Here is a 14,369-nt window from a genome sequence, read left to right on the forward strand (position 1 = left end):
GTGTCGGGGAATGGGGCCGCATCGAACGCTTTCGGCCTTCCATCGAACAACCGCGGGAAACGGGAGATCATCGGTTTTGTCCCCTCGGAAATTCTGACGAAAAACGCAGCCGCTACCCCTTGCCGCAAATTCTTGCTATGATCTAGTAAATTTTACTGCCCTCTTTCCACCAGCGTTCCCGCCAAACCGGATTCGTCGATCGTTTCCGGTCGAGCCGCGAAAAGAGTCCTTTCCGATGTCAGTTACCCCTGTCGCCACGGCATCCGAACAACGCCGCATGGCTCTTCATGTCAGGCGCTTGCTTCTGGCCATGATCTACCATGCCGGCTCTGGATATCCGGGTGGAGCGCTTTCCGCGACCGATATCCTGGTCCACCTGTACTCCCAGTGCCTGGCCACCACGGCGGAGGCCATGGCGGAGCCGGATCGACCGCGGTTCGTGCTTTCCAAGGGGCACGCGTGCGCGGCGCTCTACGCGGTGGCCGCCCTGAAGGGCCTGCTTCCGCTCGACGCCCTGACCTCGTTCCGAAAGATCAACGGGACCCTGCAGGGACATCCGCACGTGAAGACGACCCCCTTCGTGGAAGCCAGCACGGGCTCCCTGGGCCAGGGGTTTTCGGTCGCAGTGGGCATGGCGGTCGGCTATCGCCATCACCACTACCGCAACCCCATTTTCGCGATGCTCGGCGACGGCGAGCTTCAGGAAGGGCAGGTATGGGAAGCGGCCATGCTGGCCGGTCACTACCAACTGGACCGGCTCTGCGTGTTCATCGATTACAACAAATTGCAACGCGGCGATTTGAACCAGAACATCATCGGGCTGGAACCCCTGCTGGAAAAATGGCGCGCCTTCGGCTGGCAGGCACTCAACGTGGACGGCCACGATTTCGAACAGCTCGAAATGGGCGTGAACCTGTTCATGCGCACCGCCGGGGTGCCCACCGTGCTGGTGGCCCACACCATCAAGGGCAAAGGCGTGCGCTACATGGAGGGCGTGGCGAAATGGCACGGCAGCGTGTGCCTCAGCTCCAGCAACCTGCGTCAGGCCCTACTCGATCTGAACACCGATGAAGCCGAAATCCCCGCGTTCCTCGATGGCTCGGTCTTCGCCGGGGAAGCGGGGTGACGATGGACCTTTCACCTCCCCCGTCGCGCGATCGCCCCGGAGAATCGCTGAAGGAGGCGTTCGGCCGCGCGCTGGTGCGCCTGGGCAAGACCTACCCGAATTTCGTGGTGCTGGACAGCGATGTGGCGGGTGTTTCGGGAACCCATCACTTCCGCCGCGCCTTCGGCGATCGCTTCTACCAGTGCGGTATCGCCGAGCAGAACATGGTCTCCCTCGCAGCCGGCATGAGTGCGGTCGGCCTACCGGTCCTGGTGTCGACCTATGCGGTCTACTGCCTGCGCTCGCTGGAGCAGGTTCGCCAATCGGTGGCCTATCCCCATCGCAACGTCAAAATCGTGGCCAGCCATTCGGGCTTGGACGTGGGCCCCGACGGCGCCTCCACCCAATGTGTCGAAGATTTGGCGGCATTTCGCGCCATTCCCGGCATGGTGGTGCTGTCGCCGGCCGATCCCCACGAGGTGGCCCAGGCCACCGAGGCGATTCTCAAATACCCCGGCCCGGTCTACATGCGGACCGGTCAAAGCTCGGCCCGATCGATCATGCCCCCGGACCAGGCCTTCACCATCGGTAGAGCCACCGTGCTTCGCGACGGCCGAGACGCCACGCTGGTCGCCTGCGGCACCATGGTGGCCAAGGCGCTCGACGCGGCCGAATCGCTGGTCGACCAGGGCCTCGACGTGCGCGTGGTCAACATGGCCACCATCAAACCCATCGATCAGACCTGCCTGCTCACCTGCGCCCGCGAGACCGGCTGTTTCATCACCGCCGAAGACCACAACGTCTTCGCCGGCTTGGGCGGCGCCGTGGCCGAAGTCTTGGCGCAACACATGCCCTGTCCCCTGGAAATGATCGGCGTCGACGACACCTTCGGCGAATCGGGCGAACCCGAAGAACTCGCCGAAAAATACGGTCTCACCGAAGCCGCCATCGTCGCCGCGGTGCTGCGCGCGGTCGCCCGCAAGAGACGTTGATCCGGTGCACGCTTCACCTCTCCCCCTGCGCCGAGAACCTTTTTTACGCTATGCTTTTCGAACGAGGTGAATCGTGCAACAAACCATTCTGTTCGTTGGTGGTGGTATCGAAACCGTGCCGGGCGTGGAAGCGGCGAAGCGCATGGGCCTGTCCGTCTGGGTCAGCGATCGCAACCCCAACGCGCCCTGCTTCGCCATGGCCGATGTGTCCCTGCTCGCCGACACCTACAACGAAGAGGAGACGTTGGCCGCGGTTCACGCCCAGTTGGCGAAGGGGGGACGACTGAACGGCGTCCTGTGCCTCGCCTCGGACGTTCCGCAAACGGTCGCCGCCGTGACCACCGCCCTGAATCTTCCCGGCATCTCGCGGGAGACGGCCGCGCTGGCCGTGGACAAGTTGGCGATGAAGGATCGGTTGCGCGAGCACGGCGTGGCCATTCCCTGGTATACGGCGGTCCACTCGGCGGCCCACCTGCAGGCATTGGTGGTGGAGCACGGCGTCCCACTGATCTTGAAACCGGTGGACAGCCGCGGCTCGCGCGGCGTCTTGCAACTCGGGGTCGGTACTTCGACGATCGACACGAACTGGGCCTACCACTACGCGCTCAAGTTCTCCCCCACCGAGCGCGTCATGGTCGAGCGCTTTCTGGAGGGCCCCCAGGTTTCCACCGAGTCGATCGTCGTCGACGGGCGCGCGTTCACCCCGGGTTTTTCCGATCGCAATTACGAGTTGATGGCCTGCCACGCACCCTTCGTGGTGGAAAACGGCGGCGACCTGCCCAGCCACCTGCCCAGGGCCGCCCAGACGGCCATCGAACGGGAAGTGGCCAACGCGGCCCTGGCCATGGGCGTAAAGAATGGCGTGGTCAAGGGCGACATGGTTTGGAGCGGCGACCGGGCCTACGTGATCGAAGTGGCGACGCGCCTCAGTGGCGGCTATTTCTGTACCCATTCGATTCCCCTGAGCACCGGGGTCGACATCGTCACCGAGGCCATCCGCCAAGCCCTGGGGGAGAAGCCCTCTACCGATGATTTGGTACCCCGACACCAGCGCTTCGTCTGCCAGCGCTACCTGTTCCCCGAGCCCGGTTACGTGGTGGCGGTCGAAGGTGTGGCGGAAGTGGACGCACGACCCGACATCGCCTTTTGCGAGGTACGGGTCCAACCGGGCGATCACATCGCGCGCATCGAAAACCATCCGGGCCGGCCGGGCCTGGTCATCGCCACCGGCGAGAGCCGCGAGGCGGCGATGGCGGCGGCCGAATCGGCCATCGAGGCGATCCGGATCCAAACGCGATCCTGCTAAGGGGTGGCCATCCGATGCCGGGTATCGGGTGTCAGCCGAATCATCCCGCGAGAGTATCCACCATCCGAAGCGAACCCGGCACACAGTGCCCGCATGTCTAGAGAGACGTCGTCGCAGTAGGTTGGGCTGCCAGCCCGACGTTTCGAAGCGACTCAAGCAACGCCAAAAAACCCAGCCAAAGAGAGGAACAACCTGTCGCAATGTTGCGACATCGGAGTTCCCACATTTTCCGGGAAGCGTCGTCGTAGTTGGTTGAGCAGGAGCGGTAAGCCGCCCTGTTGACGTTCCGAAGAGACTTGGCCCGATGGAAACGAAACCCGAGAGCGGAACACCTGGGTATTGCACGATCCCCAGACGCGAAGCACCACCTTTTGCGAACCCAAAATGTCAGGTTTGATGGTTATTGCCCATTCAAAGAGGACGAGCTCCGCTCTTTCGACCTGGCGCACTCCGAAGCAATCGTTGCTTCGATTGGTTGAGCACGGCCGGTATGGCAAGCTACTCATCCTACAGGTGTTACACCGCTTACGAAGATGCGGGAACTGCATATGAATCTATTTCGCTGGGCGCGATCATGCGATGGTGGTGCGCTCCGCTCTTTGGCAGGGTTTTCTGGTGTTGTTTGGATCGCTTCGAAAAGTCGGCCGAGCCGGCCAACTTACTGCGGCGCCGACCCTCTCGGGATGCGGGCACTCCTCGTGTAGGTCGCTTCGAAATGTCCATCGGGCCGATGGACCTACCTGGCACAACGACCCTCTCGGGATCCGGGCACGCCTCGCATTGGTCGCTTCGAAATGTCGGCCGGGCCGGCCAACTTACTGCAATGGCACCCCTCATTAAAATGCGGGCACCGCCCAGCTAGACCGCTTCGACAAGTTCATCCAGCGGATGAACCCACCGGGCACAACGACCCTCTGGAGTTGGGGGAATTTCGAACCTGGTTGGCTTCGACACCTCGGCCGAGCCGGCTTACCGCCCCGCCAGACATGCGGGAACGCCGGGCTTGGATCACTTCGAGGAACTCACTCTTTGGGAACGCCCCAACGGATGCGCAGCCCGAAATTGGCCTGCCAGCGCTGGGTCTCGAATGCGCCCTGTTCGCCCGTGCTCTGCACGAAATCGGGCGGCACGTCGACCGTGATCAACTCCAGGTCGCTGACCTTGCGATCGCGGTTCTGCACGTAGATGACCGCGCCTTCCAAAATGTAGCGGCGCTTGTAGGTGTAGCTGACGCCGAAGTGATAGGAGAACCGGTCGCCATCCGGGAACCCGGGTTCGACGGTATCGGTGGGCATGACCCGACGGGTCGCGGCCAGACCGGCGCGCCAGAGCAGGGCCTTTTTCTGCTGGAAATCACCGGCCAGCCGGTAGGACCAGGTTTCGTCCCAATTACGGGGAATGACCATGTTGCTGCCGTCCGCGGCCACGAACACCTGCTGATCGACGGAACTCCAATCTTCGAGCGAGAGGTCGAATTCGACCCGGGTGCGGATCGTGACCCGGGTGGCGAAACCGACCTGATAGCGTTGGGGCAATTCCAAGGACGTCGCCAGGGTCGTGTCGTTGAAAGCACCGCCGAAATCGGTGATGGCGCGTTGGTCGTCGAGGCGGGTGGCCTGGGCGAAGGTGCGGTCGCCATCCATGTTCAGGTCGATGGCCGACTGGTAGCTGAATCCGATGCTGAACTTGCGGCTGGGGTAGTACTGGAGACCGACGATATAACCCGTGCCGTCCCCGTCCACGTCCGAAGATTCGCTCGCTTCGTAGAACACCGGATTGCCCAGTTCGCCGATCGGCCGAGCCAGGTTGCGGTCGATGCGGTATTCGGCCTGGGTGTAGCGGTAGGTGATGCCGAACGACCAGGCGGGCGCGAGCTTCACGGCGAATCCGGCCAGCAGGTCCTGGGCATAGAACTCGGATCCGGTGGAGAGAAAACGACCGGGATAGTCCGCTTCCTCCCAATCCAGCTCGTAGTGGTGGGAGGCGGTGGTGCCGATACCGAAGGCGAAGCGCCCGAACGAGGGAGAGTTCCAGAAGATCGAAGGCAAGGCCGAAAACGTGGGATCGGAATCGTAGGTCGTCTGACCGGCGTTGCTGTAAAAAGACTTGCTGGCCGCCGGCCGCACGCTGAACGCGAGTTCCTGGAACGGGAGTTGGGCCAATCCGGCCGGGTTGTGGTAGACGGCTGAAGCGTCCTCGGCGCGGGCTACGTAAGCGCCGGCCATTCCGGAAGACTGTACGCCCTGCTCATAGACGCCGAACCCGGAGGCCCAGGCGGGCGTCGCCGTCAGCGCCATACACGCGATCGTCAGCATCGTGACCTTGAATCCCTGGATCATCTGCCCTTTTCCCATGCGTATCCTCGAGAACTAATTCATTTGTTTCATCGGTGGTACGGCGGGCCCGGCACGCGGTGGCCAATTGCGAGAAGTCGCGCCACGAAAAGGTACACGGGCAGCCAAACGCCATGTTGACGGGTCAGCATAGCAAAATAAAGCTCGGGACTAAAGCGCCTTCAACGTCAAGCCTTTGCCGGGAGGGCGATCGACATTCCCGAACCCCTCCGTCGGTACGGGGACCACACCTCACCGAAGCACCTTCGCCGCTGGAATCATCCGCACCGCGGCTTGATTTCCCGTTGCTTCACACAAGTGAATTGGGTACACTGCACCATTTAATAAGGAATGCCGTGGGCGGTCCCCCCTCGTCCGGCGCGCAAGCCGAGCCTCCAACGGTTTTGCACCTACGTGCGGCATTCGCCATGCAACCCGGCGACGGCATTTCCCCCACCAGGGCCGGCTCTATCACAACTGGTCCTCGACCAGGCGGCCTGGCATTCGTCTATTCCCGATTTGACTAAAGTAACTCGAGGCCTCGTGCCTCCAAAAGAGGTTAGCCATGCTTGATCATTTAGGCGATCTGAAACGAACGCACCATTGCGGCGAGCTCCGTTCCGAGCACGTCGGACAGACCGTGACTTTGCTTGGTTGGGTAGCCAAGCGGCGCGACCTGGGTAATTTGACCTTCGTCGACATCCGCGACCGCTGGGGTTTGACCCAGTTGGTGCTGGACCCCGAATACAATGCCGACGCCCACGCCAAAGCGAAAAATTTGCGCTCCGAATTTGTCATCGGCATCGTCGGCAACGTGCGCGCGCGTTCGGAAAATACGATCAATAACAAGCTGGCAACCGGGAATATCGAAGTCTTCGTCAATGAACTGTTCGTACTGAATCACGCGGCCACCCCGCCGTTCCCCATCAAGGACGACGTCGAAGGCGTCGGCGAGGAACTGCGCCTGAAACACCGCTACCTGGACTTGCGCCGCCCGGCCCTGCAAAAGAACTTCCTGCTGCGTCACAAGCTGACCATGGCCGTGCGCAACTACCTCGACACCAAGCAGTTCGTCGAGCTGGAAACGCCGATCCTGACCAAGTCCACCCCCGAGGGCGCGCGCGACTACCTGGTCCCCAGCCGGGTTCACAAGGGTTCCTTCTACGCCCTTCCCCAGTCGCCCCAAATCTTCAAACAGCTCTTCATGGTCAGCGGCTTCGAGCGCTACTTCCAGATCGCACGCTGTTTCCGCGACGAGGACCTGCGCGCCGATCGCCAGCCCGAGTTCACCCAGATCGACATGGAGATGTCCTTCGTGCAGCGCGATGACGTCTACGCACTGCTCGAGGGCATGATGGCGGAACTGATGCGCGTCATCGGCGTGGAAATCGAAGCCCCCTTCCAACGCTTGCCCTACGAGCGCGCCATGGACGACTACGGCAGCGACAAACCGGATCTGCGCTACGACATGAAACTGAACGATCTGTCCGACAAGGTCGCCGATTGCGGCTTTGGCGTCTTCGCCGACTGCGTGGCCAACAACGGCCGAGTCAAGGCGGTGTGTGCACCCGGCGCGGCGTCCAAATCCCGCAAGGAAATCGAATCGCTGGAATCCTGGTTGAAGCAGGATTACGGCATTCGCGGCCTGGCCTGGCTGAAATACACGGAAAAAGGGGTTTCGGGACCGATCAAGAAATTCCTCGGCGAAGATCTCTGTCGCGAGCTCTTCACGATCTCGGGCGGTGGCGAAGGCGACATCCTGTTCTTCGTCGCGGATGCCCGCGAGAAGGCCAACCAGGCCCTGGGTGCGCTGCGCTGCCGCCTGGCAGAGATGTTGGACATGATCCCGGAAAACACCTTCAAGTTCCTGTGGGTCACCGACTTTCCGCTCGTCGAGTTCGACGATGACTCGGCCCGTTACGTGGCCCTGCACCACCCGTTCACCTCACCGCTCGACGAGGACCTGGAACTGCTCAAAGAGGATCCGAGTCAGGTTCGCGCCAAGGCCTACGATCTGGTGCTCAACGGCTTCGAAATCGGTGGCGGCTCGATCCGGATCCACCGCCGCGACATCCAGGACGCCATGTTCAAAGCCCTGGGCCTGAGCGAAGAAGAGGCCGAAGAGAAGTTCGGTTTCCTCCTGAATGCCCTCAGCTACGGCGCACCGCCCCACGGCGGGATCGCGCTCGGCCTGGACCGCATCGCGATGCTGATGGCCAACGAGAAATCGTTGCGCGACGTCATTGCTTTCCCGAAAACCACCTCGGCCTACTGCATGATGACCGATTCCCCCTCGCGCGTATCGGTGGATCAGCTCGTGGACCTGGGCATCACCGTGTTGCACGCCCACAAGGACAAGGAAAACTGAGGTCGAAGCCGCGGTGTGACCGAGACGACGAGGTCGCACCGCACGGACATATCTTCGGAAGGTCCCGTCTGTCGAAAATTTGCGCGGTGCCTGTAGGTTTGGCAGGTTGCCGAAACAATCGAAGCACCCCTGCTCCCAGTTCCCGCATGGTGAGAGCGTTGCCGTGCCTGTAGGTTGGCCCGCTGGGCCGACGCGTCGAAGCAACATATGCAAGGGGAGTGGGTTGCCCCAGAGAGCGAAGCGCGCCCTTTCCCCGGTCCCACCCAAGCGAAGTGACCAGCTAGTGCCCATCCAGAAACGGAAAGGCTGCCAGCCCTGGGTGGTTTGGCTGGATGGGCACGCGATCAGGTATCAGGCGTCAGGTTTCAGCAAGATACTTGTTCGAAGGTAATTAGCTGAAACCTGATACCTGAAGGCTGATAGCAGCTTGCATTGGAAACCCGACCGATCCAGAGGATCCCTAACAAAAACACCCTGTTTCTGGATGGGCACCAGCTAGCGGAGCCCCCGCATGCACAGTGAGACGTCGAGCCCGTAGGTGGAGCAGCCTGCTCCACCAATCGAAGCTACTCGAGCAGCTTCAGCAACAAACGCCTCAGAGCGGAGCCCCTCATTCTCCTCGATCGTACACCCTCGAAGTGACCGGACCTCGGAGTACCTGGAGGCCGCAAGAGACGTGATGCCAGGTAGGTACATCAGGAGCGGTAAGCCCGCCGGATGTGCCCTTCCAAACGAAGTCGGCTGCTTCTCGTTGCCGAACGAAAGGGCCACACTCCAGCTCTCACGACACGGATACCCCGATCCATTCGATCTCTCGATGACTCTACTCGATCGATGCGCCGCCGCTTCGATTGGTTGAGCACGGCCAGCATGGCAAGCTGCTCAGCCTACAGGCCTTACGTCGCTCTCACGACCCGATAACCTTGGACCTTACGGCTTTCGATGGGGGTCGTGAGGGAATGGGGCGGCTTCACTCTTTGGCGCAATTGATTGCTGTTGCTTGGGTTGCTTCGATTGGTTGAGCAAGCTGCTCAACCTACAGGCCTTATACACCTCTCACGATCCGGGAATTTGGGACTTTGCGACTTCGAATTGGGGTTGCGAGGGAGATTCTGGGCTTCGCCCTTTGGCGCAATTGATTACTGTTGCTTGGGTTGCTTCGACGTGTCGGCCCAGCGGGCCAACCTACAGGCTCGGTGCTCCTAACGAAAATGCGGGCTCTGCGAAGGTCCCGTCTTCAGAATGAAAAAAACGGCAAAAGCCCCAAGTGCTTTTGCCGTTTTTTTATGCGGTTGTCGATCGATCCATCACTGCGGGGACGACTTTTCCGCTTGGTCGCGCTTGGTGGATTCGCCTTTCGGCGGTTGCCAACGCCAATCCAGCCACAGCCGTCCGTCCCTGAACACCTTGCCCGTGTCGGCCAGGTCGGTGGACCCATTTTCGATGTGTTCGTGCACGTTTTCGATGGGGCCGAGCAAGGCATCGCGACCGAACTGGAACGATTGTTCCCGCACGATGGCCATGTAGGCGCGGTTGAGATCCAAGGCACGCCGGGGTGAGGGCGCGATCAGGTGGGTGATGTCCTTGTCGCCGCCCGGCGCCGCCCGCGCGATTTCCGCTTCGCGAGGTTTGCCGTTTTCGAAAAAGCGGCTCAGGACCTCGGCGTTGGCGCGGAACTCGTCGCCGCCGGTGACACGTTCGAAATAGGTGGCGATTTCGGGTTTCTCGTGCCCCTGCTGCGGCACGTCCCGCAAACCGGTGGGGTTTTGGTAACGCCATCCCTCGGCGCCGGGTACTTTGCGAGCCAGGGTGAAGGTGTGGTCGACCGTCACGCCGATGGCGCTGTGGCAACCCATGCAGAACTGATGTTCCTCGCTGGTCTGCAGCCGCAACCGCCCCTTCTCGTCTTCGATGAAACCCTGGAGTTGCCAGCCGAAGCCGTTGAGGATGCCCACCTGGGGGCCACCGGAGAAAATGGGCAGATCACCGGCTTCCTTTTCGTTGTACTCCTGCTCGTACATGTAGGAGATGCCCCAGGAATCCAGGTACTTGACTTTCTTGGAGTAACGCAATTCCTTCATGCGGCGGGCCGTCATGCCAGGCGCTTCGGGGTCCAGATAACGCACGCTGTGCAGGTATTCGGTGCCCTTGGGATAGATGTACTGACGGGTGGATTCGCCGGAAGCGTCACCCACATAGGCTTGGGGAAAGCCGCGAATTTCGCGGACCACCCCGGCGATCCGGCCGTCGCCGTCGAGGTCGGCTTGGATCGCTTCTTCGTTCAGGGGCTCGATCTCATAGACGAATCGACTGCCGCGGCCCGCCATCGGACCCGCGGCGATCACGGCCTCCAGGATTGACAGGTTGGCCTTGTAGATGTCACGTGAAGGCTTGCCGTCCAAGGTCCGGAACTTCTCGGGCAGGCGGATGAACACATCGTCGGTGGAGCCGTTGGTGGGCCAGAAGGTACCCAGGAACGGCTTGTAACGCAACGCACGCCACATGCTGCCATCCTTGGCGAAACCCTCGTCGTCGAAGCCCGCCTCGAAATCGAGATCGGGTACGTAGCCGGGATAGCCGGGCGCCGTCGTCAAGGCGTCGCGAAGGGCCTTGTAGTTTTCGCCGCGCACATAGGCGATGACTTCCTCGTCGCCGATCCCGGCCATGGCTTCGCGGCGATCCTTGAACAGGTTGAACCAGCGGTTGGTCATGGCGAAATCGCTGAAGGCATACTCTTCCTGGAGCTCCCAGTCGACCAGCTCGTTGGGAAGCTGCGGGTTGGTGTGGCAGGTCCAGCAGGGATTGGCGGTACCGGCAGTCTTGGTGTAGCACTGGGGCGGAACGGTGGCCTCGTAGTTGGAGATCTGTCCCTTGGTGGCCATCGCCAGGGCCAGGGGGTCGTATGCACCCTCGATCTTGGCCGATTCCAGAGGGACCACCACGGTGGTGGTCTCCTCATCGGGGTCGTCGGTAAGGTTGAAGGCTAGGCCGCCGGCCGCCGAAAGCAAGGCGAACACGAAGACGGCGAACAAAGAACTTTTCACGGTCGTGGCTCCTGAAAGATTGTTTTTGGCAGCCTGATAGGTGATTACTGTATTGGTTGGGGTCACATTTTCAGTTTGGGGTTCCACGGCATCCTCCCATCCATGGTGCATAAACGGCGAAAACCCGCACCGTTTCCGGTGCGGGTTCGCGAGTTCCGAAACGCCTCAGGCCTGGCGTTCGGATCTTCGAATCGAGGAGCGGGGTGGGCTCCGCCGCCTCGGGGTTCGACCTTACTCGCCGTCTTTGAGGACGGGGATCGTCCGCGGCAGAATCGCCGGACGGGTCCGCTCTTGCGGCCAGGTGCTCGGAGATTCGACGTAGTTGGAGCCGGGGTGCTGTACGTTGAAGAACAGCGTTTTCTGGTCAGGCGTGAACCAGGGGCCGGTAGCTTCGGAATCGCCGGGAGAGGCGATGAAGCGGAACGCCTGGCCGTAGGTGGGGTTCACGATGCCTTCGGCACCTTCCTTGTGGGCGGGATCCAGGTCCAGGTAGTAGATGGCGTCCGCGCGGGTACGACCGGTGCTGCCGGGGTTACCGTCGGTACCGAAGAAGACCTCGCCGTTCACACCGATCGCCAGGTTGTCCGGATCACCGGCTGCAAACGGCTCGGCATCCTCTTCGCTCGCCGGCGTGTAGCCCTTCCAAACGCGGAAGTAGATGAAGGTCTTGGAATCCGAAGGTGCGAACGGGCTGACTTCCTGCATCGCGAAGATGGAACCGTCGCGATCGGTACGGCTGGGCGTGTTCTCGTCCATCACACCGTCCTGGTTGTTGGCCGCGGGGCGGGTGTGGTTGGTGAACGCCACGTAGACGCGCGGGGTACCGCTGGGATCCTTGGGGTTGTATTCCAGATCCTCGGGACGGTTCAACTCGGCGACGCCGAGCTTGTTACAGGCGGTGAACAGGATGGCCTTGAGGGTGTTCTCGTCGGGGATGCCGCCGATGCCGTTCCAGTTCTGATCCCGAAGCGCCGCACCGACCTTGGTGCCGGCACCCAGGGCGGGTGCGTTGGGGGCATCGTCTTCGGTGTTGGTTACGCTCATCTTGATCCAGCGGCCCTGACCGGGTGCTTCGACGGTGGGCACGATGCCGCCGCCGGTGGGGTTGGAGGCGTCGTACAGGGTGATGCCGGTCTGGTGGTCCAAGCCGGCGAAGTGCGCGACGTACAGATCACCGTCGTCCAGCAGCGCGCGAACCTGGGCGCGGGTCATGCCCGGCGTGTAGGGCTGGCTGGAAACGAACTTGTAGATGCGGCCGCTGCGGCGATCGTTGGCACCGTAGATGACGACCGGCTTGTTGGGGATCAGTTTCCAATCGGCGCCCACGGCGAAGGTGGCGTTTTCCCAGCGGACGCGACCCATGGTGCCGATCTTGCGGTGGCCCAGGCCGTCACCGCCGCTGTTGGCGGAATTGTAGAACTTGGAAGGATCCTGCGTGGGATCGATTTCCACCAGGAAACCGTAGTTGTCGCGGTCGCGGCGCTTGTTCACGTCGCTGGTACGGCCGAAACGCTGGGAATCGGTGGATTGGGGCTCCACGTTCAGGGTCACGTTGGCACCGGGATCGAAACCTTCGCCGGCCTTGAAACGGTTGCTGCTCGACCAGGCGGTTTCCAGGTCGCCGTAGTAGGACTGGACGTTCTCTTCGGCGGTCACCACGGTGCCCCAGGGGCTCAAGCCGCCAGAGCAGTCACCGGCGATACCGGGCACGACGTTCTCGGGCAGGTCGGCGCCCCGATCGTCCTGAGCGATGCGCTGAATGTTGTAGCCCACGACGCGCACTTTGGTGTCGGAAGTGGCGTCGAAGCGAGCCACGCCCTCGGCTTCGGGATCGACGCTCCATTTCAGGGAGAGGGGGTCCTGCACGATGCGGAACCAGGCACCGCCCACCTGTTTCTTGTGCCACTCGATGTAGGTGTCCACGTCGGCTTGATCCCAAACGTCCGCGGTCACGTCGTTTTCGAGCGTGCCTTTTTTGGAGAGGAATCGAGCCAGGGTCATGTGTTGACCGGTCGGTGCGCTTTCGGGGGTGGGGTAGGCATTGGAAATGTATTCGTGGTTGACCCAAACCCAACCGGAACGGCTGGAACCGGCGTTCATGGGGCTGCTGTTGACGGCACCGGATTCCCAGTCGGCGTTCCAGTCGTCACCGAAGAACGCGATGAAATCGCAGTTGGCACCGAAGCGGGGTGCGTCGACCGCATCGGAAGTGGTCAGGGGATCCAACCACTTGGCGACGACGTTATGACGAAATCCGATGGTCCGAACCGTGTCGGTGATCTTGTTGTCCAGAGGGAACTCGACGCCTTCGGCCAACTGGCCCTTGGCGTAGTCGTCGACCATCTTCTTGACGATTTCGGGGATGGGGGTGCGCGAAGTCACCGCCACCATCGAAGAAAGCGGAGCAAACGGAGAGACTTCGTCTCCGGCAAAGGTGGGAACGGAAAAACACAAAGATGAGGCAAGTCCAACAGCTCCGGTCCATTTCACGAGCTTTGATTTCATAAACGTTTTAAACAAAACGCCATCTCCTTTTGAGGTCTATGAGTGTGGGAACAAGCGGCGATCCAGACGATCGTCGTCCGAGGTGGATCGCTCCTGAAGACGTGCGAAGAGAGCCATCGCCACGCCCACGGCGCCAAAATACTCGGCATGCACGCGAATCGATCCCATGGAACAGCGTGTGAATCCGATACCCGGGATCATCCGACCACCTCGTGCGATGGTTGGCTCCGATCCGCCACCAGGCAAACCAAACTCAGGGCCTTCGGTTCGAGAAAGCACGGTTCAGTGGGGGTGTGACTGCGAAATGCAGGGCGGAACGGGATGACTCGGATCCAAACCCACGGCATTTAACTACACGGGTGTCAATCGGGGATAAAGGCACGGTTAAGGTGCGGCAAGTTTTGTTAGAGACCCGAGTTAGCGATCTGTGAAATTTTTAAAAGAAAACGCAAGAATCCCTGGAAGCCCTGCAAGGAAAACGCTTAGCAGTGTCCAATCGGGAATGGCGGTTTTTCGACAGGGTCCCTCGAAACCGGCAGGTTCTCCATGCAAGCGGCTATCAGCAGTCAGGTACCGGGTGTCAGCTAGTTACCTTCGAACCGGGATCTCACGGATACCTGACCCCTGAAACCTGATACCGTGCCCATCCAGCCTAACCATCTTGGGAGTCACGATATTTCCGTTTCTGGATGGGTACGATGCTCGCAAAATCCCTC

At 61.3% G+C, this 14,369-nt stretch carries 7 protein-coding genes; 4 read left to right on the top strand and 3 right to left on the bottom strand.

Features of this window, described 5'->3' with window-relative positions:
• The first annotated feature begins 235 nt into the window (after nt 1-235).
• The 3 genes from J3U87_RS13685 (at nt 236) to J3U87_RS13695 (ending at nt 3,403) form a co-directional block, all read left to right on the top strand.
• Nucleotides 236-1,126 (top strand): transketolase, encoded by an 891-nt coding sequence (locus J3U87_RS13685; protein ID WP_237383609.1) that lies wholly within the window; start codon nt 236-238, stop codon nt 1,124-1,126.
• Nucleotides 1,127-1,128: 2 nt separating this feature from the next.
• Nucleotides 1,129-2,097 carry a transketolase family protein gene (locus tag J3U87_RS13690; protein ID WP_237383610.1) on the top strand — a complete coding sequence of 323 codons (969 nt, stop codon included), beginning with the start codon at nt 1,129-1,131 and terminating at the stop codon, nt 2,095-2,097.
• A gap of 73 nt (nt 2,098-2,170) precedes the next feature.
• Nucleotides 2,171-3,403 (top strand): ATP-binding protein, encoded by a 1,233-nt coding sequence (locus tag J3U87_RS13695; RefSeq protein ID WP_237383611.1) that lies wholly within the window; start codon nt 2,171-2,173, stop codon nt 3,401-3,403.
• A gap of 1,022 nt (nt 3,404-4,425) precedes the next feature.
• On the opposite strand, the gene J3U87_RS13700 is transcribed toward J3U87_RS13695, so the two are convergent.
• A complete protein-coding gene (locus J3U87_RS13700) occupies nt 4,426-5,757 on the bottom strand; it encodes an OmpP1/FadL family transporter (RefSeq protein ID WP_237383612.1) in 1,332 nt (443 codons plus the stop codon).
• Between the two features lie 544 nt (nt 5,758-6,301).
• On the opposite strand from J3U87_RS13700, the gene aspS reads away from it, so the two are divergent.
• Nucleotides 6,302-8,104 carry an aspartate--tRNA ligase gene (gene aspS / locus J3U87_RS13705; protein ID WP_237383613.1) on the top strand — a complete coding sequence of 601 codons (1,803 nt, stop codon included), beginning with the start codon at nt 6,302-6,304 and terminating at the stop codon, nt 8,102-8,104.
• A 1,307-nt stretch (nt 8,105-9,411) separates the two neighbouring features.
• Here the strand turns inward: aspS and J3U87_RS13710 are convergent.
• Both J3U87_RS13710 and J3U87_RS13715 read right to left on the bottom strand, forming a co-directional pair.
• Entirely contained in the window at nt 9,412-11,148 is a 1,737-nt protein-coding gene (locus J3U87_RS13710; RefSeq protein ID WP_237383614.1) for a hypothetical protein, read from the bottom strand.
• Between the two features lie 231 nt (nt 11,149-11,379).
• Nucleotides 11,380-13,530, bottom strand: a complete 2,151-nt coding sequence (locus J3U87_RS13715) for a PhoX family protein (RefSeq protein ID WP_237383615.1) — start codon at nt 13,528-13,530, stop codon at nt 11,380-11,382.
• Nucleotides 13,531-14,369: the final 839 nt, after the last annotated feature.

This window comes from Sulfidibacter corallicola, assembly GCF_017498545.1.
Classification (GTDB): Bacteria; Acidobacteriota; Holophagae; order Acanthopleuribacterales; family Acanthopleuribacteraceae; genus Sulfidibacter; species Sulfidibacter corallicola.

Bases quoted from the DNA above. Each gene is read 5' to 3' on its own strand.
- J3U87_RS13685 (WP_237383609.1), top strand. From the start codon at position 236: ATGTCAGTTACCCCTGTCGCCACGGCATCCGAACAACGCCGCATGGCT.
- J3U87_RS13690 (WP_237383610.1), top strand. From the start codon at position 1,129: ATGGACCTTTCACCTCCCCCGTCGCGCGATCGCCCCGGAGAATCGCTG.
- J3U87_RS13700 (WP_237383612.1), bottom strand. From the start codon at position 5,757: ATGGGAAAAGGGCAGATGATCCAGGGATTCAAGGTCACGATGCTGACG.
- aspS (WP_237383613.1), top strand. From the start codon at position 6,302: ATGCTTGATCATTTAGGCGATCTGAAACGAACGCACCATTGCGGCGAG.